The organism is Streptomyces sp. GMY02 (genome assembly GCF_019056675.1).
Classification (GTDB): Bacteria; Actinomycetota; Actinomycetes; order Streptomycetales; family Streptomycetaceae; genus Streptomyces; species Streptomyces odonnellii.
This window is the reverse complement of the sequence record NZ_CP077658.1, coordinates 8,356,497-8,375,536: the sequence shown is the minus strand read 5'-3', so window position 1 is coordinate 8,375,536 and position 19,040 is coordinate 8,356,497. Positions and strand designations below refer to the sequence as shown.

At 69.1% G+C, this 19,040-nt stretch carries 18 protein-coding genes and 4 pseudogenes; 12 read left to right on the top strand and 10 right to left on the bottom strand.

Annotated features, from left to right (window positions below):
- Positions 1–349: 349 nt before the first annotated feature.
- A complete protein-coding gene (locus KQY30_RS36955) occupies positions 350–895 on the bottom strand; it encodes a transposase (RefSeq protein ID WP_254407481.1) in 546 nt (181 codons plus the stop codon).
- Between the two features lie 72 nt (positions 896–967).
- Positions 968–1,318 carry a hypothetical protein gene (locus tag KQY30_RS35275; protein WP_217310547.1) on the bottom strand — a complete coding sequence of 117 codons (351 nt, stop codon included), beginning with the start codon at positions 1,316–1,318 and terminating at the stop codon, positions 968–970.
- Between the two features lie 83 nt (positions 1,319–1,401).
- Between KQY30_RS35275 and KQY30_RS35270 the strand changes: the two genes are divergently transcribed.
- Positions 1,402–1,752: a MarR family winged helix-turn-helix transcriptional regulator gene (locus KQY30_RS35270; RefSeq protein WP_217310546.1), complete on the top strand. Its 351-nt coding sequence runs from the start codon at positions 1,402–1,404 to the stop codon at positions 1,750–1,752.
- Positions 1,753–1,792: 40 nt separating this feature from the next.
- On the opposite strand, the gene KQY30_RS35265 is transcribed toward KQY30_RS35270, so the two are convergent.
- Entirely contained in the window at positions 1,793–2,428 is a 636-nt protein-coding gene (locus KQY30_RS35265; RefSeq protein WP_217310545.1) for a response regulator transcription factor, read from the bottom strand.
- Positions 2,416–3,636, bottom strand: coding sequence for a sensor histidine kinase (locus KQY30_RS35260; RefSeq protein ID WP_217310544.1), 1,221 nt, complete (start codon positions 3,634–3,636; stop codon positions 2,416–2,418). The genes KQY30_RS35265 and KQY30_RS35260 overlap by 13 nt, the downstream gene beginning before the upstream one ends.
- A 156-nt stretch (positions 3,637–3,792) precedes the next feature.
- On the opposite strand from KQY30_RS35260, the gene KQY30_RS35255 reads away from it, so the two are divergent.
- From KQY30_RS35255 to KQY30_RS35245, 3 genes and pseudogenes are all read left to right on the top strand, one after another.
- Positions 3,793–4,542, top strand: coding sequence for an ABC transporter ATP-binding protein (locus tag KQY30_RS35255; protein ID WP_254407480.1), 750 nt, complete (start codon positions 3,793–3,795; stop codon positions 4,540–4,542).
- Positions 4,539–6,971, top strand: coding sequence for an ABC transporter permease (locus KQY30_RS35250; protein WP_217310543.1), 2,433 nt, complete (start codon positions 4,539–4,541; stop codon positions 6,969–6,971). Before KQY30_RS35255 ends, KQY30_RS35250 begins: the two co-directional genes overlap by 4 nt.
- A gap of 90 nt (positions 6,972–7,061) precedes the next feature.
- Positions 7,062–7,417 (top strand): annotated as a pseudogene (locus tag KQY30_RS35245) (fumarylacetoacetate hydrolase family protein); the annotation flags it as partial.
- Between the two features lie 9 nt (positions 7,418–7,426).
- Here KQY30_RS35245 and KQY30_RS35240 read toward each other — a convergent pair.
- Entirely contained in the window at positions 7,427–8,380 is a 954-nt protein-coding gene (locus tag KQY30_RS35240; protein ID WP_217310542.1) for a 2-dehydropantoate 2-reductase, read from the bottom strand.
- A 149-nt stretch (positions 8,381–8,529) separates the two neighbouring features.
- On the opposite strand from KQY30_RS35240, the gene KQY30_RS35235 reads away from it, so the two are divergent.
- On the top strand, positions 8,530–8,955 hold the full coding sequence (locus tag KQY30_RS35235) for a hypothetical protein (RefSeq protein ID WP_217310541.1): 426 nt from the start codon (positions 8,530–8,532) through the stop codon (positions 8,953–8,955).
- A gap of 4 nt (positions 8,956–8,959) precedes the next feature.
- Positions 8,960–9,754, top strand: coding sequence for an SDR family oxidoreductase (locus tag KQY30_RS35230; protein ID WP_217310540.1), 795 nt, complete (start codon positions 8,960–8,962; stop codon positions 9,752–9,754).
- On the opposite strand, the gene KQY30_RS35225 is transcribed toward KQY30_RS35230, so the two are convergent.
- Complete coding sequence (locus KQY30_RS35225) at positions 9,742–10,575, bottom strand: ABC transporter substrate-binding protein (RefSeq protein WP_217310539.1); 834 nt, start codon at positions 10,573–10,575, stop codon at positions 9,742–9,744. The genes KQY30_RS35230 and KQY30_RS35225 overlap by 13 nt on opposite strands.
- 89 nt (positions 10,576–10,664) lie before the next feature.
- On the opposite strand from KQY30_RS35225, the gene KQY30_RS35220 reads away from it, so the two are divergent.
- Positions 10,665–11,837 carry a hypothetical protein gene (locus KQY30_RS35220; protein WP_367997492.1) on the top strand — a complete coding sequence of 391 codons (1,173 nt, stop codon included), beginning with the start codon at positions 10,665–10,667 and terminating at the stop codon, positions 11,835–11,837.
- Positions 11,838–12,506: 669 nt separating this feature from the next.
- Here KQY30_RS35220 and KQY30_RS35215 read toward each other — a convergent pair.
- A complete protein-coding gene (locus KQY30_RS35215) occupies positions 12,507–13,352 on the bottom strand; it encodes an SDR family oxidoreductase (protein ID WP_217310537.1) in 846 nt (281 codons plus the stop codon).
- A gap of 80 nt (positions 13,353–13,432) precedes the next feature.
- Between KQY30_RS35215 and KQY30_RS35210 the strand changes: the two genes are divergently transcribed.
- The gene (locus KQY30_RS35210; protein ID WP_217310536.1) at positions 13,433–14,035 is read left to right on the top strand and encodes a TetR/AcrR family transcriptional regulator; all 603 of its coding nucleotides are present in this window, start codon (positions 13,433–13,435) and stop codon (positions 14,033–14,035) included.
- A 54-nt stretch (positions 14,036–14,089) separates the two neighbouring features.
- Here the strand turns inward: KQY30_RS35210 and KQY30_RS36950 are convergent, their stop codons facing one another.
- Positions 14,090–14,854, bottom strand: coding sequence for an SLATT domain-containing protein (locus KQY30_RS36950; protein WP_302185352.1), 765 nt, complete (start codon positions 14,852–14,854; stop codon positions 14,090–14,092).
- Positions 14,855–14,991: 137 nt separating this feature from the next.
- Here KQY30_RS36950 and KQY30_RS35200 point away from each other — a divergent pair, with 137 nt between their 5' ends.
- The gene (locus KQY30_RS35200; protein WP_217310535.1) at positions 14,992–15,132 is read left to right on the top strand and encodes a hypothetical protein; all 141 of its coding nucleotides are present in this window, start codon (positions 14,992–14,994) and stop codon (positions 15,130–15,132) included.
- A 1,045-nt stretch (positions 15,133–16,177) separates the two neighbouring features.
- Here the strand turns inward: KQY30_RS35200 and KQY30_RS35195 are convergent.
- A pseudogene (locus KQY30_RS35195) lies at positions 16,178–17,017 on the bottom strand (IS701 family transposase); the annotation flags it as partial.
- Positions 17,018–17,246: 229 nt separating this feature from the next.
- On the opposite strand from KQY30_RS35195, the gene KQY30_RS35190 reads away from it, so the two are divergent.
- Positions 17,247–17,831 carry a dihydrofolate reductase family protein gene (locus KQY30_RS35190; RefSeq protein WP_217310534.1) on the top strand — a complete coding sequence of 195 codons (585 nt, stop codon included), beginning with the start codon at positions 17,247–17,249 and terminating at the stop codon, positions 17,829–17,831.
- Between the two features lie 22 nt (positions 17,832–17,853).
- Here KQY30_RS35190 and KQY30_RS35185 read toward each other — a convergent pair.
- Positions 17,854–18,123, bottom strand: a pseudogene (locus KQY30_RS35185) (transposase); the annotation flags it as partial.
- A 121-nt stretch (positions 18,124–18,244) separates the two neighbouring features.
- Here KQY30_RS35185 and KQY30_RS35180 point away from each other — a divergent pair.
- Both KQY30_RS35180 and KQY30_RS35175 read left to right on the top strand, forming a co-directional pair.
- The gene (locus tag KQY30_RS35180; RefSeq protein WP_217310533.1) at positions 18,245–18,664 is read left to right on the top strand and encodes a DUF6069 family protein; all 420 of its coding nucleotides are present in this window, start codon (positions 18,245–18,247) and stop codon (positions 18,662–18,664) included.
- Between the two features lie 136 nt (positions 18,665–18,800).
- A pseudogene (locus KQY30_RS35175) lies at positions 18,801–19,025 on the top strand (ArsR family transcriptional regulator); the annotation flags it as partial.
- Positions 19,026–19,040 lie beyond the last annotated feature (15 nt).

The following is a 19,040-nucleotide window of genomic DNA, read 5'->3' as shown; positions in this document are numbered from 1 at the left end:
GATGAGATGGTTCCGGGTGACTGGAGCATTGGCGTGGAGGGCCGGGCAGCATGAATATTCGTCAAGGGCGTTCCAGCGTCGGGAGCTCGGGCCCGGGTGGTAGAGGACGAGCGGGTATTGCGTCCGTTGGAAGACTCGCGTGCGTCTGAGAGAGGTGCCTCCGGCGGGCTGAGGGCCAGGACCACACACTTACATCCGATGTTTGGGGAATAGTCGAACTGGCCGCCCCTCCCTGTCAAGGGTCTGCGCAAGCATGCCGTGTCAACGCCTCTGTTCCGGCGGGGGTGTTGAGCATCCGGTCGCTGACCGCACGCTTACAGCGCCACCCGAACTGCCCACAGAGCCAGATTCATCGGATGTCCCGTTCGTCGGCCCAGGCATGACTTGCCCGCCGACAGCCTCCACCGAGGCGCGGGCCCTTCGCGCCCGCTCCCGCGCTCTGCCGGTGCCAATCAGAAAGGGGCAGGCGGCTGGTGACGGAGTCAACGCGAACCAGGGTGTGGCCCCGGGCACCCGCGTGGAGTAGGCGACGGCCATCACGTTGCACGCCCGCCGAGGCACACCCCTTCTTCGTAAAGCCGGTCTCGTGCACGATCAGCCCTCCACCCTCGGCGCCGAGGTGGTCCATGGCGCGGGCGCGGACGTCGTCACGGACTGCATCAGCGTCCCAGCGTGCACTGCGCAGCAGGCGCTGCATCGGCCTGGGCCGGGCATGGCCGTCCTGTTCAGCCAGCCGCCAGCAATCCTTGCGTTCCACGCCGGACAGCAGCCCAAGCAGATAGGCGCGGGCGGTGGCCCGGGGCTCCACCCGCCGGAACCGGCCCGCGATCCGGGTCATGGCGTTGTCGAACGTCGCCCGCCAGCGGGCAGGGTCCACGTTGTGGCCCGCGGCCACCGCACGATCTTCAGGAGTCCACACAACTCCCGATGATCACGCGGTGGCCGTTCCTGCTGCGGGTCGGCAGCGTTACTCGTCGTAGTACTCGCAGTCGTCGCCCTGGACGCGTGCCCCCAGCACCCCACCGATCTCCCGCATCTTCTTGAGCAGAATCTCGTCCGGGTTCTTCACCACGATCCGCCCCTCTCGCCAGTCCAACCAGGCGCCTTGAGTGTCCCGTTCTGGATGGGTGACCATCTGAGCCAGCCACTCGTGCCGGTACTCCATCCCGTCCTGGCCGTGCGGAGAAGCCTGAGCCACCCGAACCATCTCCAGGTCGGCGTCGGCAGCCACCACCGCCGCCCACTCCTGCGTGGTGATCAGCTCACCCTCTTCCTCCCACCACGGCGTACGCCGGGTGACGTGCACGTCATAGCCCATGTACGCCACAGTAAGGCGCACAACTGACAGGACTGGCCTTCCTCGCGACCGCCCACGGCGTACGCGAAGAAGTCGACCGGCAGATGCAGTCGACAGCCGGACTGTCACTGTCCCGCGCCAAGGTCCTCCAGGCGCTGGCCGCTCGCGGCGCGCTGCACCAGGCACAGCTCGCGGATGCTCTCGGGCAGGCACAGCGCTCGGTCACGCAGATCGTGGAAGGACTCCAACGCGCCGGTCTGGTCACCCGGACGGGCGACACCGAAGACCGTCGCCGCAAGACCGTGTCCCTGACGGACAAAGGCCGCACAACGCTGGCAATGGCCGAACAAGCAGGAACACACGCTCTTCGCCAGCTCTTCGGATCACTCGACCCGCAGCAAACGGCAAGCATGGAGGCGCTGCTCGCCCGCCTCGGCACAACCCTTGCGCGCTGACGAGGTCGGCCTACTCCCAGGCGCGGGCCGGACGTTCGGGTCAGGATTCGAGGTAGGTGAGCACGGCCAGGACTCGTCGGTGTCCGCTGTCGCTGGGCGGGAGGTCGAGTTTGGCGAAGATGTTGCCGATGTGCTTGCTGACGGACCGTTCGGTGATGTGCAGGGTTTTCGCGATGGTGGGGTTGTCGTGGCCCTGTGCCATGAGTTCGAGGACTTCTCGTTCCCGTGGGGTGAGCATGTCGAGGGGGTCGTGGCGGTTGAAGAGCTGCGAGACGACCTCGGGGTCCAGGGCCGTACCGCCGGCGGCGACGCGGGCGAGTGCCTCCTGGAATTCCTCCATGCGTGCCACCCGGTCCTTGAGCAGGTAGCCGATGCCTGCCGCGCCCTCTGCCAGCAGCTCGGCGGCGTAGGTCTCCTCGACGTACTGGGAGAGCATCAGCACGAGCAGACCGGGCAGTCGTCTGCGGGCCTCGATCGCGGCGCGCAGGCCCTCGTCGCGGAAGCCGGGTGGGAGCCGTACGTCGAGGACCGCCGCGTCGGGACGGTGTTCCAGGAGGAGCGGGAGGATGTCCGGGCCCGTGGACGCGGTGGCCACCACCTCGTGTCCGACTTCGTTGAGCAGCAGGATCAGACCCTCTCGGAGCAGGACGTTGTCCTCGGCGATCACGAGCCGCATGGCAGGTTCACCTCGATGGTGGTTCCGGCTCCGGGGCGGGAGTCGAGCCGTGTGGTGCCGTCGAGGGCGGCGACCCGCTGGCGGATTCCGGCCAGTCCGCTGCCCGCGGCGGGGTCGGCTCCGCCGCGGCCGTCGTCGCGTACGAGTATGCGCAGATCGGCTCCGCTGTGGTGCACGGTCACCTGGGCGTGGGCGGCGTCGCTGTGCCGGGCGAGGTTGGTGAGGGCCTCGGCGACGGTGAAGTAGGCGGCGGCTTCGACGGCGGCGGGTACGCGCAGGCTCTCGGGTGGCAGTTCGAGGGCGACCGGTATGGGCTGGCCCGCGGCCAGGGACGTGATCGCGCCCGAGAGGCCGCGGTCGGAGAGGATCGGCGGGTAGATGCCGCGGATGGCGGTCCGCAGATGGGCGAGTGCCTCCTGCGCTCCGTCCCTGGCTTCGGCCAGGAGCTTGTGCGCGCCTTCCGGGTCCTTCTCGAAGCGGCGCTCGGCGACACTGAGGCGCATCGCCAGGGCGACGAGCTGGGCTTGGGTGCCGTCGTGCAGGTCGCGTTCGATGCGGCGCAGTTCGGCTCCGTGCGCCTTGAGGGCCTCGGCCCGGGTCTGGGTCAGTTGCTCGACCCGCTCGGCCAGGCCGGCGCGAGGGGACGGGCCGAGCAGCGACGCGGCAAGCTGACGCTGGAGGTACGCGAAGCCGGGGACGACGAACGCGAGCACGGCGAGGATGGCGAGGCACTGCAGTAGCGGCAGGATCACCGCGGTGGGCCAGTTGTGGACGGTGCCGATGACACGGACCGACCGGGCGGGCGTGTGCTGCCACCAGATCGGCACGGTGACGGTGGCCAGCAGCGTGGGCCACAGCACGGCGGTGATGGCCCCCATGGCCACCCCGGTCAGGCCGTGCAGAAGGAGCCAGGCGATCTCCCGCCAGGTCGCGGCGGAGCTCAGGAGGCTGAAGGAGCGCTCCGGGCCCGTGGTGTGCGTCGCGGCGTACGGAGGCGGGATCGGGCGCCCGAGCGCGCGTGCCGCGCGGCGCCGCTCGACCCCGGCCAGGGCACGCACCGGGCGGATGAGGGCGAACAGCAGGGGCGAGAACAGCAGCATGAACGGGATGAGGGCGAAGCCGAGCAGCGCGGGCAGCGCGGTGCGGAGCCCGCCGACCACGTAGGTCGTCGCGCCCCAGCTCCGGCGTAGTGTTCCGGCGTTCCTCATCGGATCCCATGCTAGGCAGACCACCCGGCGGGCAGGTCCGCCCCACAGGCGTGGTGTAGTGCACTACACCATCGGTTCGGGACTGTGCCCGCTGGGAGCGCTCCGCGCCCGGATCTAGCGTCGGACGAAGTCGACAACGCGGATCGAAAAGGAGCGATGGGCACGATGACGACGATGGGTACGACGACGGACACACTGACCCGCCACGCGGTGGCGCTGGAGAAGGTGACGAAGAGATACGGATCGATGACGGCGCTGCGGGAGGCCACCTGGGCGTTCCCGCGGGGCAGTTTCACGGCGATCATGGGCCGGTCCGGCTCCGGCAAGTCCACTCTGCTGCACTGCGCCTCGGGACTGGGCCGTCCGACCAGCGGGAGTGTGCGGCTCGGCGAGATCGAGCTGGGCACGATGCCCGAGGCCCGGCTCACCGAGGTGCGGCGCGAGCGCATCGGCTTCGTGTTCCAGAGCTACAACCTGGTCCCCTCGCTGACCGTGGCCCAGAACATCACACTGCCGCTCACGCTCGCCGGGCGACGGCCCGAGCGGAGCTGGCTCAGGGAAGTGTCGAGCCGGGTCGGCATGAGCGGCCGGCTGCACCACATGCCGGCTGAGCTCTCCGGCGGACAGCAGCAGCGTGTCGCGGTCGCCCGTGCCCTGATCACCCGGCCCGAGGTCGTCTTCGCCGACGAGCCGACGGCCGCGCTCGACCCGCACGCCTCAAGCCAGGTGATGGCGCTGCTGCGCGAGGCGGTCGACACAACCGGGCAGACCGTGGTGCTCGTCACCCACGATCCGGCTGTGGCGGCGTGGGCGGACAGTGTGCTGTTCCTTGACCGGGGAGACATCGAGGACGAGCTGACCGAGCCGAGTACGGCGAAGGTCCTGGCCCGCTGGGAGCTGCTGTGAAGCGCGGAATCGCCCTCGGGGTCTTCATCGCCCTCGCCTTCTCGGCGATGCTCATCGGCGCCTTTGGTGTGCTGCTCCAGTCCGGCAGTCATGCGAAGGCCCCCGCCGGCCGCTACGCCTCGGCCTTCGCCGTGGTCAGCGGAGCGCAGACGATCAGCCGTACCACGGGTGCCGGTGACGAGGCGGAGACCACGACACAACCACTGACCGAGCCCGCCAGGGTGCCCGACGCGCTCGCCGGCCCGCTGGCCGCGGTCCCCGGCGTACGACAGGTCGTCGCGAACCTCACCTTCCCCGTCACCACCGCGATCACGACCCTGCCCGGCCACGGCTGGGACTCGGCCGCGCTCACCGACAGCACACTGACCACGGGCCGCGCTCCACAGGCGCCCACCGAGGTGGTCCTCGACGCGGACACCGCCGCGCGTGCCCGGGCACATGTGGGATCGCGCATCGATCTGCAGACCACGGCCCGGCCCGAACCCTTCACCGTCACCGGGATCGCCGACGGCCCGGCCGCCGCGTACTTCACCGCGCACGAGGCCGGGCAGCTCAGCGGCCACCCCGGCAGCGCCGACGCGCTCGTGGTCCTCGCCGCCCCGGGCACCTCCGTCACCGGGCTTGAGCAGGCCGCACCCGGACGGGTCGTGTCCACCGGCGCGGCGCGCGGCGCCGTGGCGGACCCCGCCGTGGGACAGGGCGCCACCGACCTGAAGGTGATCGCCGGATCGATGGCCGGGCTGGTGCTGGTCACCACGATCCTGGTGGTCACCGGAGTGCTCGGGCGCTCGGTACGGGACCGGACCCGAGAGCTCGCGGTCATGCGCGCGGTCGGCGCCACGCCCCGCCAGGTCCGCGCCATGATCCTGCGCGAGACGCTGAAGGTCGCGCTGCCCGCCGCGGCCACCGGCGCCGTGCTGTCCCTCGCCGCGGGAGCGGCACTCCTGAGCGCGCTCCGCGACCAAGGGGTGGTGCCCGCGAGTCTGAGCACCGCGCTCGGACCGGTGCCGCCGATCGTCGCGATCGCGGTGACCCTGTTCACGGCCGTCGTGGCGGCCCTGCTCACCACCCGGCGCATCTCCCGGATCGCCCCGGTCCAAGCGCTGGGCGAGGCCCAGGCCGAACCCGGCCGCTTCCCGCGTAAACGCGGCATCGCGGGCGTCCTGCTCCTGCTGCCGGCGGCCGGCCTCACCGTGCTCACCGCCCTGGTCGGCGGCACGATCGCCGCCGCGGCGGTCGGCATCCTGACCACCTTCCTGATCTGCTCCGCCACCCTGCTGGGACCGTGGATCGCGCGCGCCGGGGCCGGGCTGCTCGGTCTGCCGCTGCGCCTGGCGGCCCCCCGCGCCGGCCGGCTGGCCGCGACCGGGGCCAAGGCACAGGCGATACGCCTCGCCGCGGTCACCACGCCCGTCGCCCTCGCCGTCGGCTTCGGCGCCACCCAGTTGTTCATGCAGACCACGCTCGTCAACGCCACCACCACCCAGGCCGCCAGCGTGATCCACGCCGAGCAGATCCTCACGTCGAGCGGCGCGGGTGTGCCCGTCCGGATGCTGGACGAGCTGCAGGCAGCCGGCCCCGCCGGCACGGCCGCCACGGCGGTGAAGAAGACCACCGTGGTCATGTCCCTCAACTCGCTGAGCAGCCCGCGGATCAAGTCGGTGAGTGCCGAGGGGATCACCAATCCCGGCGCCTCCCGAACCCTCGACCCAGGTGTCGAATCAGGGTCCCTGGACAACCTGCGTGGCAACACCGTCGCACTCAGCAGCCGTACGGCCGACCACCTGCGCGTCGGGGACACCACCACTCTGTGGCTCGGCGACGGCACCGAGATCCATCCCACGGTGGCCGCCGTCTACAGCCGGGACATGGGAGCCGGAGACGTCCTGTTGCCCTACCGGACCGTCGCGGACCACGCGTCGACACCACTCGCCGACTACGTACTGGTCGCGGGCACGTCCGGCCCGGACACGGTCACCGGGCACTACTTCGGAGTGCACAACGCCACGAAAGCCGAGTTCAGCGCCGCTCAGGCCGCCCAGGCCAAGCAAGGGGTGTTCGTCAGCCTGATCATCGTGGCGGCGATCGCCGGACTCATCCTCATCGGTCTGGCCACGATGTTCGCGGTCACCACCGCCGGACGGCGCCGGGAACTGGGCCTGCTGCGGATGGTCGGGGCCACCAGGCGGCAGATCATGCGGATGCTGTGTCTCGAGACAGGGCTCGTGCTCGCCACCGGCACCGTCGTCGGTACGCTCATCGCCGCGTTCGCGCTGTGCGCCTTCGCCTCCTCGGTCACCGGCCTGTCGATGCTCTCGGCGCCCCCGGCCCTGTGCGCGGCGATCCTCGGCGCGATCGGTGTCACCGGGCTCGCCGCCGTCGTCCTGACCGCCTGGCCGATGCTCCACAACAAACTCGCGACCGAGTGAGGCCGGGCAGACCCCCGTACCACGGAATACGTATCGGTTCACGGCAGGCGGATCCGCCTGTCCTGAGCCGATACGGCCATGATGCCCCTTCTCGACGTGGACCTGGTGGTGGCGTGGAACGGGCAGGAGGTCACCGCACCGCGCTACCGCGACATGTACTGGTCACCCGCGCAGATGCTCGCCCATCTGACCGTCAACGGCGCCGCGGCCCGGACCGGGGACCTGTTCGCCTCCGGCACCATCTCCGGTCCCGAGAAGCATCAGCGGGGGCGTTCATCGAACTCACCTGGGGCGGCCGTGACCCCCTCACGGTACGTGGGGAGGAACGCACCTTCCTGCGGGACGGCGACGAGGTCACCATCTCGGCCACAGCACCAGGACCGAACGGCACCGGGATCGCGTTCGGTGAGGTCACCGGCCGGATCCAGCCCGCCGAGGCCGGCTGACCGACCAGGTCATGCGTCGGCGGAAGCGGAACCCGATCCCGCACGGGCGGTGCGGAGGTGTTCGTAGACGCGCATACGGGTCGTGGCGGCGTTCAGGTAGGGCGTGGGGGTGTCCGAGCGACGGGCCCGGTCGATGAAGTCGCCGAGCATCGGCTCGACTTCCGCCGCTCGTCCGGCGGCCAGGTCCCGGAACACGGAGGTGGTGAGCGGGGAACCCGGTTGGGTGGCGGCACCCTCGACGAAGGCGATCGCGTCGTCGCCGAGGGGTCGGCCCGCGGCGGCGCTGACGGACACGGCCTCCGCGACGATGGCACGAGCGACGTCGTACCCACCGGGCACCGCCACGATGTCGCCCACGGGCGCGTTCATCAGCGTTGTGAGGGCGGTGATGGAGACGATGAAGACCCACTTGCGCCACATCTCGGCGAGGATGCCGTCACTCACGAAGACGTCGATGCCGTTCACGCCGAGGAGGCCGGCGACGGCGGTGGCGTCTGCGCCGTCGAGGCTGCCGAGCGTGACGGACGCGGCCGGGTTCAACTGGGTGACGGTGCCGTCGGGCCGGAGGGCCGCAGCGATCATGGCCACTCCGCCGAGCACCGCGTGGGTCCCGAAGCGCCCGGTCAGCACGTCCAGGTGCGCGACGCCGTTGAGGACCGGCAGGATCCTGGTGTCCGGGCCGACGGCGGGCGCGATCTGCCCGGCCACATCGGTGACGGCGTCCGCGCGCGTGGCCAGCAGCACAAGACCGAACGGGCCGTCGAGCTCGTCCGCGGTGACCACGGCGGGCCGCAGTGTGAGGTCCTTGCCCGGCGTCACCAGACGCAGGCCGTGTGCGCGTACGTGTTCGGCCCGCGCGGAACGGAGCAGGAAGGTGACGTCGCGGCCCGCCTGGGCCAGGCGGGCTCCGAAGTACCCGCCGGTGGCGCCGGCGCCGACCACGAGGATGCGCTCGCTGGTCATCAGAACTGTTCCTTTCCGGAATGGCTTGCTGTCGACCGCGGAGCCAGAGTTGACATCGCTGCACCCCCATGCTTATGTCGCCGTATTGAGCGACATAAGCGTAGCGCATTTGGTTATGTCTGCCAGGCGGTGCGGAGAGAGGATTCGCGATGGCATCGTTCAAGGACAACCTGGCCGAGGACGTCACCCTGGAGGGGGCGGCCATGAACGGCGTGCTCCGGGGCCGCGATGCCGTGCTGGCACAGCTCGCGGTCGTCAGCGGGTTCTACGACGACCGGGTGGACGAGTTCAGCTTTGACCACGGCGACCATCACGTGGAGGAGTACTCGGCGGTCGTCGCGGGGCGGCCGATCAAGGCCACCGCGACGATGCGCCGCAACGCGGAGGGCAAGATCGACAGGGTCGTCGTCAACCATCGGCCGCTGTCCGCGGCACTCACGTTCTCGCGCCTCATCGCCGAGTCACCGATCGGCGCCGAGTGGGACGCCAACCGCTTCTACCGGCCGGAGGGGCAGACGTACCAGGACCTGCTGGACTACGCGGACAGTCAGAACGCCTCCGGAACGGAGGCGTGAGCGCATGACCACGGACGACACCAGGATCGCCGTCGTCACCGGCGCGTCCGGCGGCATCGGCGCCGCGTTCGCCCAGCGGCTGGCCAACCGCGGATACGATCTGCTTCTGGTCGCCCGGAACCGGGGCCGTCTGGAGTCCCTCGCCGGCGACATCACCACGCGCACCGGTGTACGCGCGGAAACACTGCTCGCCGATCTGACCCAGGACGCTGAACTCGCCCGGGTCGAGGAGCGTCTGCGTACCGACGCCACCGTCCGCGCGCTGGTCAACAACGCCGGCGGTGGGCTGTTCGGCCCGCTCGCCGCGGCCGATCCGGGCGCCGTGGACGAGCTGATCAAGCTCAATGTGACAGCCTTCACGCGCTTGGCGACGGCCGCCGTCGCCGGGTTCACCGCACGCGGCGACGGCCTGCTCGTCAACGTCTCATCGGCCCTGGCGTTGAGCTTCCTGCCGGCCGGCACGGTCTACAGCGCGACCAAGAGCTATGTGCTGACGTTCACCCAGGCCCTCCAGCAGGAGCTTGCCGACACCGGTATCAGGGTGCAGGCATTCCTACCGGGCGCGGTGCGTACCGGGTTCTGGGACGGCTCGGGCGTCGAACTGGGTGCCATCCCGGAGGAGTTGGTCATGTCGGTCGACGACGCGGTGGACGCGGCCTTCGCCGGCCTCGACGCCGGGGAGAACGTGACGCTTCCCTCTCTGCCCGACCTGTCCGACTGGGAGGCCATGGAGAACGCCCGCCGGGCCCTCGCCCACAGCCTCTCCCGGTCCGAACCCGCGGTTCGCTACAAGCGCTGACGCGCCCCTGCCGAGAGAATCGTCCGGGCGGCCGCCCAGCGCTCGGACGGCGGCGCCGCCGACAGGATGACCGACCGCGCCCGGTTCACCTCGTCCGTGCTCCAGTGGGAGAAGTTGTACCGCCCGTCGGTGCCCACCAGATAGGTCAGCAGCCCAGCAGGGTCGTTGACTTGGGCATTGAGATGGGTCGCGATGCTCATTCCCTGGAGCTTGCCTCGGAAGAACTGGGTGAACCACTGGTTGAGCGTCACCGCCTTGAGGTAGACCGTGATTCCCAGCGGCTTGAGGTCTTGCTGAAGCACCTGGCCGGCCAGCCGCATCCACGGTGTGGTCTCGATGTACAGCACTGTCGTCGAGAAACCCTTCGGGTGTGCCGACTGCGCCATTTCGGCCTTCGCCCGCTCCACGTCGAACGAATAGCGCGGCTGGCCAGCAAGGAACTTCTTCACGTTCTCCTTACCCGCGATATCGCTGAGTTCGTAGTCCGGCACCATGCCGTCGAGTGTCGACACATTGTTGTCGAATCCGGCCTTCGCCATGCCCGCCTTGTTCGTCGCATACGCGATGGCGCGCCGGACGTGCACATCATCGAAGGGTGCCTTGGTGACGTCGAAGCCGAGGAAGTCGGACCGTGACGAAGGAGCCGTGTAGGCGGTCGCACCGGGAACCTTGCGCCAACTCCCCAGCGTCTTCAGGTCCGTCACGCTGCCGGCGTCGATGCTTCCCGCCCGCAGGGCCAGACGCCGCGCGTTGTCATCCGAGATGATCGGGAAGTGTGCGAAGTCGCTCGCTGCCACGTACACCGCGATCGAATCCGGCACGCCGACCGAGGCCCGGCCATGGTGCCAGGCGGTGAGCGCGCTGGAACGGGTAGCGGTCGGCGATCTGATCCGGGTCGAGGCCCACTTCCCTGAGACGTCGCGCGATCTCGGCTCGTCCGGTCGTGTTCCTGTTCAACGGCGGGCCGGGGTCGAGTTCGCAATGGCTCCACCTGGGCGGACTGGGACCGCGGCGCGTCAGGCCGGCGACCGACCTCCGGTCGGGCTCCCTGCCGCCCTACGAAACGGAGGAAAGCCCGGCGACACTGCTGGCCACCACAGATCTGGTGTTCATCGATCCCCTGAGCACCGGCTTGAGCCGGGCCGCGAACGCCGACACGCAGGCGCACGCCTACTCGATCACCGCGGACGCCAAGCAGTTCGCCCGCGTCATTCACACATGGTGTGCGCGAGAAGGCCACATCGATTCAGCGAAGTACGTACTCGGTGAAAGCTACGGAACGGTACGGGCGGGTTGCCTGGCCCGGGAGCTGCTCCACGGCCCCAGTCCCATCGCGCTCAACGGCATCATCCTCCTGTCGCAGGCCGTCAATCTCCAGGAAACAGCCCAGCGGTCCGGGAACATCACCTCACGGGTTGCCGCGCTGCCCTTCATTGCGACCGTTGCGTGGTACCACGGGGTCGCGTCCGCCGGCCACGACACCGCCGAGCGCGCGACCCGGGCAGCTCTCGACTACACGTACGGCGACTACGCCTCGGTCCTGTTCCGCGGCAGTCTCGCCACCGCGAGCGAGGCCGACGACGCGGCTACGCGGCTCCAGGGGATCACCAGGATCCCGGCGGAGACCTGGGGGCGGAACAGACTGCAGAACACCAAGGGGGACTTCCGCCGCCTCGTACTGCGGGACCGGAACCAGGTCATCGGCACCATGGACGCCCGCTACCTCGCCGTCGCGGAGGACCGGGCCACAAGCGAGCGGGACATCGACCCGACACACGCGAGAATCGTCCCGGCCTATGTCGCCGCCACCGAGCGCTACCTGACCGAGCATCTCGGGATCGCGACCGGGGACGGTTACCGGAGCTTCAACCAGCGCGCGTTCCCCCAGTGGTGGTGGCGGGACGAGTCCGCTCCGATGGGCGGGTACGGCAGCGGCAACCCGACGGGCCCCTCGCAAGCGATACCAGTGTCAGTCACCCAGAGCACGTCACACGTGACACCAGCCAGCCAACTGACCCTGCCCTGCGGCCCATACAGAGCGCCACCTGATCCCTTCCGGCCTGCCACTAGGGACAGTGCGTGATCCCGGGTCCACAACTTTGTCGCTGAGGGCAGTGTTGCGTACGCCGGCGCAAAGACGGACGGCCCCATCACTCGTGTTACGGCGCCGGTTGGCCGTGCTCTCGACCGCCGTGAGCCATCTCGGTGCGGTCCTGTGGCTGACCGGTACCAGCAAACCCCGACCGCCCGGCCGGAACCCGGCTCAAGCGGAGGATCTCCGAGAGCGCACGTCATGTCGTCGGCGACCGCGAGCTGAGGGCCCGTGCGCAGACCGCGGCCCCCGGTGACTCCAACCGGGGAACGCGTCGCTCCTTGCCGGTTCTCTGTCAATTCTCCGGCAGCGGTCTGCGGCGGATGCGAAGTCCAATGCCGACTGACAACACCACCAAGCAGGCGGTGAAGACCAGCCCTGCGTTCCTCGACTCGCCGCCAGGGACGCGCCGACCAGCAGCAGACCGAAGACCGGGCATGACGAAGTGGGCCGACATCGCCTCGGGGCCACTGACGAATTGACTTTCCCGTTGCCCGCCTGCGGCCGGGCGCACGCTCTACCGTGCTGTCGCAGCGGAGAACAGAAACGCACAAAACAACGCTGCCCACACCGATGGCGACGCTGCCGCCTCTGAACTACTGGCACGCCGCACGACAGACCTACCGGCGCGCGTTGCCTTCCGCGCGCCCGAGGGAGGGCCTATTGGAAGGCCGGCAGGTTGCGCGCGACCCACTCGTCGAAGGGCCTGGCCGGCCGGTGGAGGACCTTCTCCACGTCTGGGCTGGTCGTCTGCTCGGCGGGCAGCGGGAGCCCGAGGATGTCCAGGGTGCCGTCGATGATCTCTTCGGGCATGAACTGGGCCATGCCGGCGTGGGCCTGTTCGCGGGACAGCTCCACAAAGGCGACCTCCTCGCCCAGGGTCCGGGAGAGTACCGCGGCCTGCTGGCGCGGGCTGATGGCCTCGGGTCCGGTCAGTTCGTACGTACGGCCCGCATGCCCCTCTTCGTGCAGTGCGGCGGCGGCGACCGCGGCGATGTCGGCCGGGTCGATGACGGGCAGGGCCACATCGGCGAACGGGGCGAAGACTGTGCGCCGGGTGCGGACCGGCTCGGCCCAGGCGAGGGCATTGGAGGCGAATCCGCTCGGGCGCAGGATCGTGAAGTCGGCTCCGGATGCGCGTACGGCGGTTTCGAAGTCGCGCAGGCGGGTGTGGGAGAGGGCCTCGGGGCGGGTGGAGTTGATCTGGGAGGAGAGCAGGACGATCCGCTTGATCCCGGCGTCCAGGGCCGCGTCGAGCAGGGCGTCCGGGCTTTCGCCGCGGCTGTTGAGCTCGCCGCCCAGCAGGAGGAAGAAGGCGTCGGCGCCGTCGAGGACGGGCCGCATGCCCGCGATATTCCCCACGTCGGCCCGGACGTGCCTGACCCCGGCCGGGAGCCCTTCGGGCTGCGGACGCCGTGAGACGGCTACGACGTCCTCGCCTGCCTCGGCCAGCAGGGGTACCAGGGTCCGTCCGATGTTGCCGGTCGCGCCGGTCACTACGATCACTACGACTCCCAAATGAGTTAGTTGACTGACTTAGTTGGACCGTAGCATGGCCGCACCGGGGATTGTCTATAGTTAGTTGGATGACTGACTCAGTGAAGCCCCGGGCGCGGGCGGCCGACAAGCGCCGACGGCTCACGGCCGAGGCGGCTCGCATCCTGCACGAGCAGGGCGTCGAGCGCACCACCCTCGCCGACATCGCGCGCGCGGCCGATGTTCCGGTCGGGAACGTGTATTACTACTTCAAGACCAAGGACGAGCTGGTCCTGGCCGCGCTCTCCGAGCACAGCGCACACCTGGACGAACTCACCGGCCGTCTGGACCAGTTGCCCGACCCGCGCGACCGCCTCAAGGCCCTGATCGGGGCATGGATCGACCAGCGCGAGATCGCCGCCCGCTACGGCTGCCCCACCGGCACCCTGGCCGTCGAACTCGACAAACGCGCCGACGGAACCCTCGACGCGGAGGCCGGCACGGTGATCCGGCGCCTGCTGGAGTGGACCGGACACCAGTTCCGCGCCCTGGACCAGCCCGACCCGGACGACCTCGCCCTCACTCTCGTCTCCGCCTACCAGGGCATGTCACTCCTGGCCAACGCCCTGCGCGACCCGGACATCATGACCCGACAGGGCGCCCGCCTCCTCGACTGGCTCGACTCTCTGAAGGCACCCGACCAGACAACCTGACCCGGCACAATCACCAGTCGCGCCGTCGCCGGACCGCCACCCGCCTCCGGGCGCTCACGCCCGATCCGATCGGCGTCCAGGCGTCGGCCCTCCTCCAAGAGGAGTTCGGCTTACCGCTCGGTCATCGCGTTCCGGACGACCGGGCCGACCGCCGCACGGCCCCGGGCCGTCCCGACCCCGGCCGGCACTCCAGTTTCGTCCTGGGCGGCGCGCAGCGGCCTGCCCGCCCAGCGGCGGCCGTCGGGCGGACAGAACACCGCTGCAGCCCCTCGGGCCGACGGACAATGCCCGGGCAGCTTTATCGATGTCCTCCCATGTCGTGGAGACAGTGTCGACGATTTCGTCGGTGAGATGCCTGCCGTCGGCGATCATCATGTCGACCTGGCGCCGCACGGTGGCGTATCGCACAGCGACTGCCCGGTGCTGCGCTGCAAGCTGCGGGTAATTCCAGATCAGTTGCGCGGTGCTGAAAGCTGCCACGGCAAGACTCAGCGTGCGGGTGATAATGCGCACCGCCGTCTGCGAGGAACCCACCAACGTCGCGAAGATCGCCGTGCTGACGACAGTGGACAGTGCCGCGGTCGAAATGGCGGTCACACGATCCCAGCGTTCGAAGCGTTCCGCTGCAATGCCGTGAGCGACATGCAGCACTCGTAAGCCCTCTGCCCAGTCAAGCCGTTCCCCAACAGTGGCGGCGCACAGAACACTCGGCACGGACGCCGCCGGAACTGAAGCAGCAGCCTCGCGCTTCCTTGCCGTCTCACCCGTCTCACCCGTCTCACCCGTCTCACCCGTCTCACCATCGAACGGACGCACCATTCGAGTATGACCACGCCCGCTGGCATCCCCCAAGACCTCACAACGCGCAGACAGAGCTCCAGCAGACCCGCGCCGCGTACGAGGCGCCCTGGTGCGGCCAGCCCTGGTTGGTGGAACCCGCACCTGGCTGAACCCGGGTGCAGTACGGCGGAAACCGCAGGGACGTCCCGGACAGCCCCGGCCACACCGACCAGCGGAAACGGGACGAGGAGCGGCCGAGAACGCGGCTGCTGGAGCTGTCCGTACCGATGTCGGAGCACCCGTACTTGCAACGCTGAGCGACGAGACTATGACTGCGCGGCCGCACCCGCAAGCCGGTGTCCACCACCCACCGCCGCCCTGGTCCAGGGAACGTGGTCGACCGAAACTTGGCCTTCCCGCCACGCTCACCTCCTGTCATGTTCATTACTTATCCATGACCAAGGGGGGTCGTGGTGAGGGAGGGGTCAACATGCGAGTTACACGAATGGGCGCAGGGTCGACAGTCGCCGTCACTGCCGTTCTCGGGCTGAGTCTGGCAATGGCCGGCCCCGCCTCAGCTACGGAGACCGGCACCTGGCGTGCTTACGGCAACACAAATCCGATCACCTCCAGCTCCAGCACGTGGCATTGCGGCAGCACCAAGACGGTCACCACAGATGTCCTCGCGCAGGTCTGTGCGATCAGGTCGCCAGGCGGGGGCGCCGTACAGGCGGCAGTGATCGTGCGCAACAACCGATCCAGTCTCTACAGTGCGGCAGCAGCAATGGACCTGTATACGTCCGCCGGCACTTACCTGGATGATTGGGCGTGCTCGTCATCGGGGGTCGGGGCGAACTCCTGGTCGGTGTGCTTCGGACGAACTCTCAGCCAGAGCAGCCAGGTGAACTCGGTAGGGGCGCTCAACGGTGTCGACCTCGGCATTTCCTCGAACGTCTGAGTAGTCGGGTCACCGGGGGTGAGATTGCCCCCGGCGACCGACGACCGCACGGCGGTCAGGCGAAGCTGGGTGGCGTAGGCGGGTGAGTCGGGGCGCAGGTTTCACCGCAGGCCCTGGCGGCCTCGCGTGCCGCGTGGAGCACGCTCCACGCGTACGGTTGCCTCCGCCCAGATCCCGGCCGCCGGCCGGACGAAAACCAACCCGCAACCGTTCGCTTGGGCGTGGCTCGGCTTCGGGCATCGTCTTGACAGCCGAGCGAAGCCAAGCATCCCGCCCAGCAGACGGCAATCGCGGGAGCAGACCCGAAAGGAGTCCCGGTGACACGGAACCGCGTCGGGGTGCCTGACGGTCCCAGATGGTCGCTTCCACGTTCGGTTCGGAGGGACCCAACAGGCCCAGGCGGCAGTGCGGTTGCGGCGGATCAGCAGCCGGTGGCTGCCCAGCCGCACTTCGGCCGCGTCGACGACGGCCCGTCGTAGAAGCGGTGTCACCTGGCGCGGCCCCGGCCGACAGCATCTGCCAAGCCTGCCTGGGCACCTTCGTGCCCGGGCTTCTGCGCGGAACTTCCCGGCACCGGTGGTGACTTCAGTCGAGCAGGCGGCAGCAAGCACGTAGCCGATATTGTGCTCTTCCAGTGCGGACCGCAGCTTCGGGTTGCCGCCGTAGACCTCGTCGCCACCGGCCCAGCACACCTAGCGCCCGGCGTCCAGGAACCAGCCGATCATGCGGGCGGCCATCTCCTGCTTGGCCACGAGGACGGTGTCCTGTCCCAGGCCCACGGCCCAGCAGCGGTCTCGATCGCACGTCCACGAGCGCGGGATGTACAGCTCGCGGTCCACCGCCGCCTGCCCGCGCAGTCCCGCGTAGACGAGGCAGACCGCGACCTGCGCGTTCTCGATCCTGCCGGCGGTGCCGGTGTACTGGCGCTGGACACCCACGGTGTGCGTGCCCTTCTTCACGTCCCCGGTCTCGTTCACGTCCCCGGTCTCGTCGACCACCAGCACCGCATCCTCGTCGTGCAGATGTTCCAGCACGTACTCCCGCGCGTCATCACGCACGCGGTCGGCATCGCATCCGGCCCGGCCGAGCAGGTGCTGCATGCCGTCCGGACTGGCCTCCCCGGCCCACTCGGCGATGCTCCAGCAGTTCTTGTGCGGCAGGTCCGACAGCAGGCACCAGTACCAAATCCCCCACCCAGCGCCGCGGGCCCCCACCCGCGCGAACCGGCCCGCTTTCCGGCCCATCAGGCCTTCGTATGCCTCCTGCCAGCGGGCAGGCTCTACGCTGTGACCTGCGGCCACCGCAAGATCTTCAGCCTTCAGACACCGATAATCAGCGGCGGCCGTCCCCTTTCCCGAGCCGGCCCTCGGCAGAACGGCGTGGCGCAGGCAGGCCACCGCGTGATCACTGACAGACCGATGAATTCGAGCCTCCCGGCAGGTCTATGCAGGACAAGAGTCCACAGGAGGTCCGATGCCCAAGGTCTATACGCACATGACGATGTCGCTTGACGGCTACATCGCCGACCCCAACGACGGAACCGGTGAGCTGCTCGGCTGGTACGACGTCGGCGATGTCACCGTGCCGAGTGCCGACGAGCGCTGGTCCTTCCAGGTCGACGCGAACAGCGCGGAGATGTTGCGCGGGTTTCTCGCCGACGCTGGTGCGCTCGTCTGCGGCCGTCGGCTGTTCGACCTGACCAACGGCTGGAACGACAGCCACCCGATCGGCGCGCCAGTGGTCGTCGTGACCCATAACGCGCCGGAAGAAGCCGCGAAGTGGCCGCGTACAACCTTCGTCGACGGCGTCGCAGAAGGTATCGCACGTGCCAAGGAGATCGCCGGTGACAAACACGTCACCATCGCCAGCGCCGACATCGCCAGACAGGCGCTTGACCTGGGACTGGTGGACGAGGTCCACGTCAGTCTCGTACCGGTGCTTCTCGGCAGGGGAATCCCGTACTTCGCCAACCTGACGAGCGCACCGCACCGCTTCGACGACCCGGTCGTGATCCAAGGCAAGGGCGCAACACACCTGCGATACCGCGTGCGACGCTGACTCCGCTGTAGCAGCAGAAGGCGGCGGCGAGGCCGAGGAAGGCCAGGTAGTTGCGGGGCTGGTGTTCGTAGCGGTGGTTAAGCCTGCGGTAGTCGGTCAGCCACGACATTGTCCGCTCGATCACCCATCTGTGGCGCCCTAATCGTTCGCGTCCGACAGGACGTGCATCTTCGAACCCGCTTTGCCCCGGTCCACGGGGCTCAGACGTGTGAGTTCGCCCCCGTCTTTTGCCCCGGACGCGAGCGGAGTCGAGGACCACGCGGGAGAGGTCGAGCAGCCCGCAGGCACCGACAACTTTTCTTTTCTTGACAATTTTCATTTCCGGTCGAACACTGGAGACGTTGCCGACACACCACGGCCGGAGAGACGACCGTGGCCTGCGTAACCCCCCGCCCCTTGATAAGGAGACTGACGTGTCCGGACCCGCCTCGTTCGCCCCTGATGTTGAGCCGACCAGTGCCAGCCATCGCGCGCTGTGGCTGCCGGGGCTGGCCTTCGCCGCGGGAGGCGCTGTCGCCGCGACAGTGGTGGCCGCAGTGGCAGACGCCGTCGGCGTGTCGCTTGAGATCGCCGATGAGCGAATACCGCTGCTGGGCTTCACGCAGCTTGCGTTCGTGTTCTCGGTCGTGGGCGTCGCGCTCGCGGCCGCCTTCCGGCGGTGGTCCGGGCGGCCCGCCCGGATGTTCGTCCGTACGACCGTTGTGCTGGTCGCGGTGTCTCTTGTGCCCGACCTTCTGATCCCCGATGTCGATGCCGTCACGCGGGTGACGCTGATCGTCAGCCACTTCGCGGTCGCTGCCGTCGTCATTCCGGGGCTCCGCTCCCGCCTGTGACGGCTGCCGCGCACGTACCGAAAGACGCCGCTGTGGTCGCACGGGCCGCGGCCCGGTCTGCTGTATCGGTGGGAGCGGGCAGCGGGACAGCGTCTCCCGTCGTGGCATGTTTCCATTCCGGCTGGATGGTGGAGCGATGCTGGACGTTGCTGTGATCGAAGAACCCGCCGCGGCCAAGGCGTCCCTGGACCCGATACGGTCCCGGAACCTCACCGCCATGCCAGCCGTCCTCCTGAGCCTGACCCGACAGAAAGCCAGCTACCACCTCAAGGAGCTCGAACGGCACGGGCTGGTCGAGTTCGTCGACGAACGGCGCAAGGGAAACGCCAGCGAACGATCCCTGACCCGCAGCCCGGCGTCCCCGACGGCACAGACA

Bases quoted from the DNA above. Each gene is read 5' to 3' on its own strand.
- KQY30_RS35235 (WP_217310541.1), top strand. From the start codon at position 8,530: ATGGCATCGTTCAAGGACAACCTGGCCGAGGACGTCACCCTGGAGGGG.
- KQY30_RS35190 (WP_217310534.1), top strand. From the start codon at position 17,247: ATGCCCAAGGTCTATACGCACATGACGATGTCGCTTGACGGCTACATC.
- KQY30_RS35230 (WP_217310540.1), top strand. From the start codon at position 8,960: ATGACCACGGACGACACCAGGATCGCCGTCGTCACCGGCGCGTCCGGC.
- KQY30_RS35240 (WP_217310542.1), bottom strand. From the start codon at position 8,380: ATGACCAGCGAGCGCATCCTCGTGGTCGGCGCCGGCGCCACCGGCGGG.
- KQY30_RS35255 (WP_254407480.1), top strand. From the start codon at position 3,793: ATGGGCACGATGACGACGATGGGTACGACGACGGACACACTGACCCGC.
- KQY30_RS35265 (WP_217310545.1), bottom strand. From the start codon at position 2,428: ATGCGGCTCGTGATCGCCGAGGACAACGTCCTGCTCCGAGAGGGTCTG.
- KQY30_RS35270 (WP_217310546.1), top strand. From the start codon at position 1,402: ATGCAGTCGACAGCCGGACTGTCACTGTCCCGCGCCAAGGTCCTCCAG.
- KQY30_RS35275 (WP_217310547.1), bottom strand. From the start codon at position 1,318: ATGGGCTATGACGTGCACGTCACCCGGCGTACGCCGTGGTGGGAGGAA.
- KQY30_RS35260 (WP_217310544.1), bottom strand. From the start codon at position 3,636: ATGAGGAACGCCGGAACACTACGCCGGAGCTGGGGCGCGACGACCTAC.
- KQY30_RS36950 (WP_302185352.1), bottom strand. From the start codon at position 14,854: ATGGTGCGTCCGTTCGATGGTGAGACGGGTGAGACGGGTGAGACGGGT.
- KQY30_RS35210 (WP_217310536.1), top strand. From the start codon at position 13,433: ATGACTGACTCAGTGAAGCCCCGGGCGCGGGCGGCCGACAAGCGCCGA.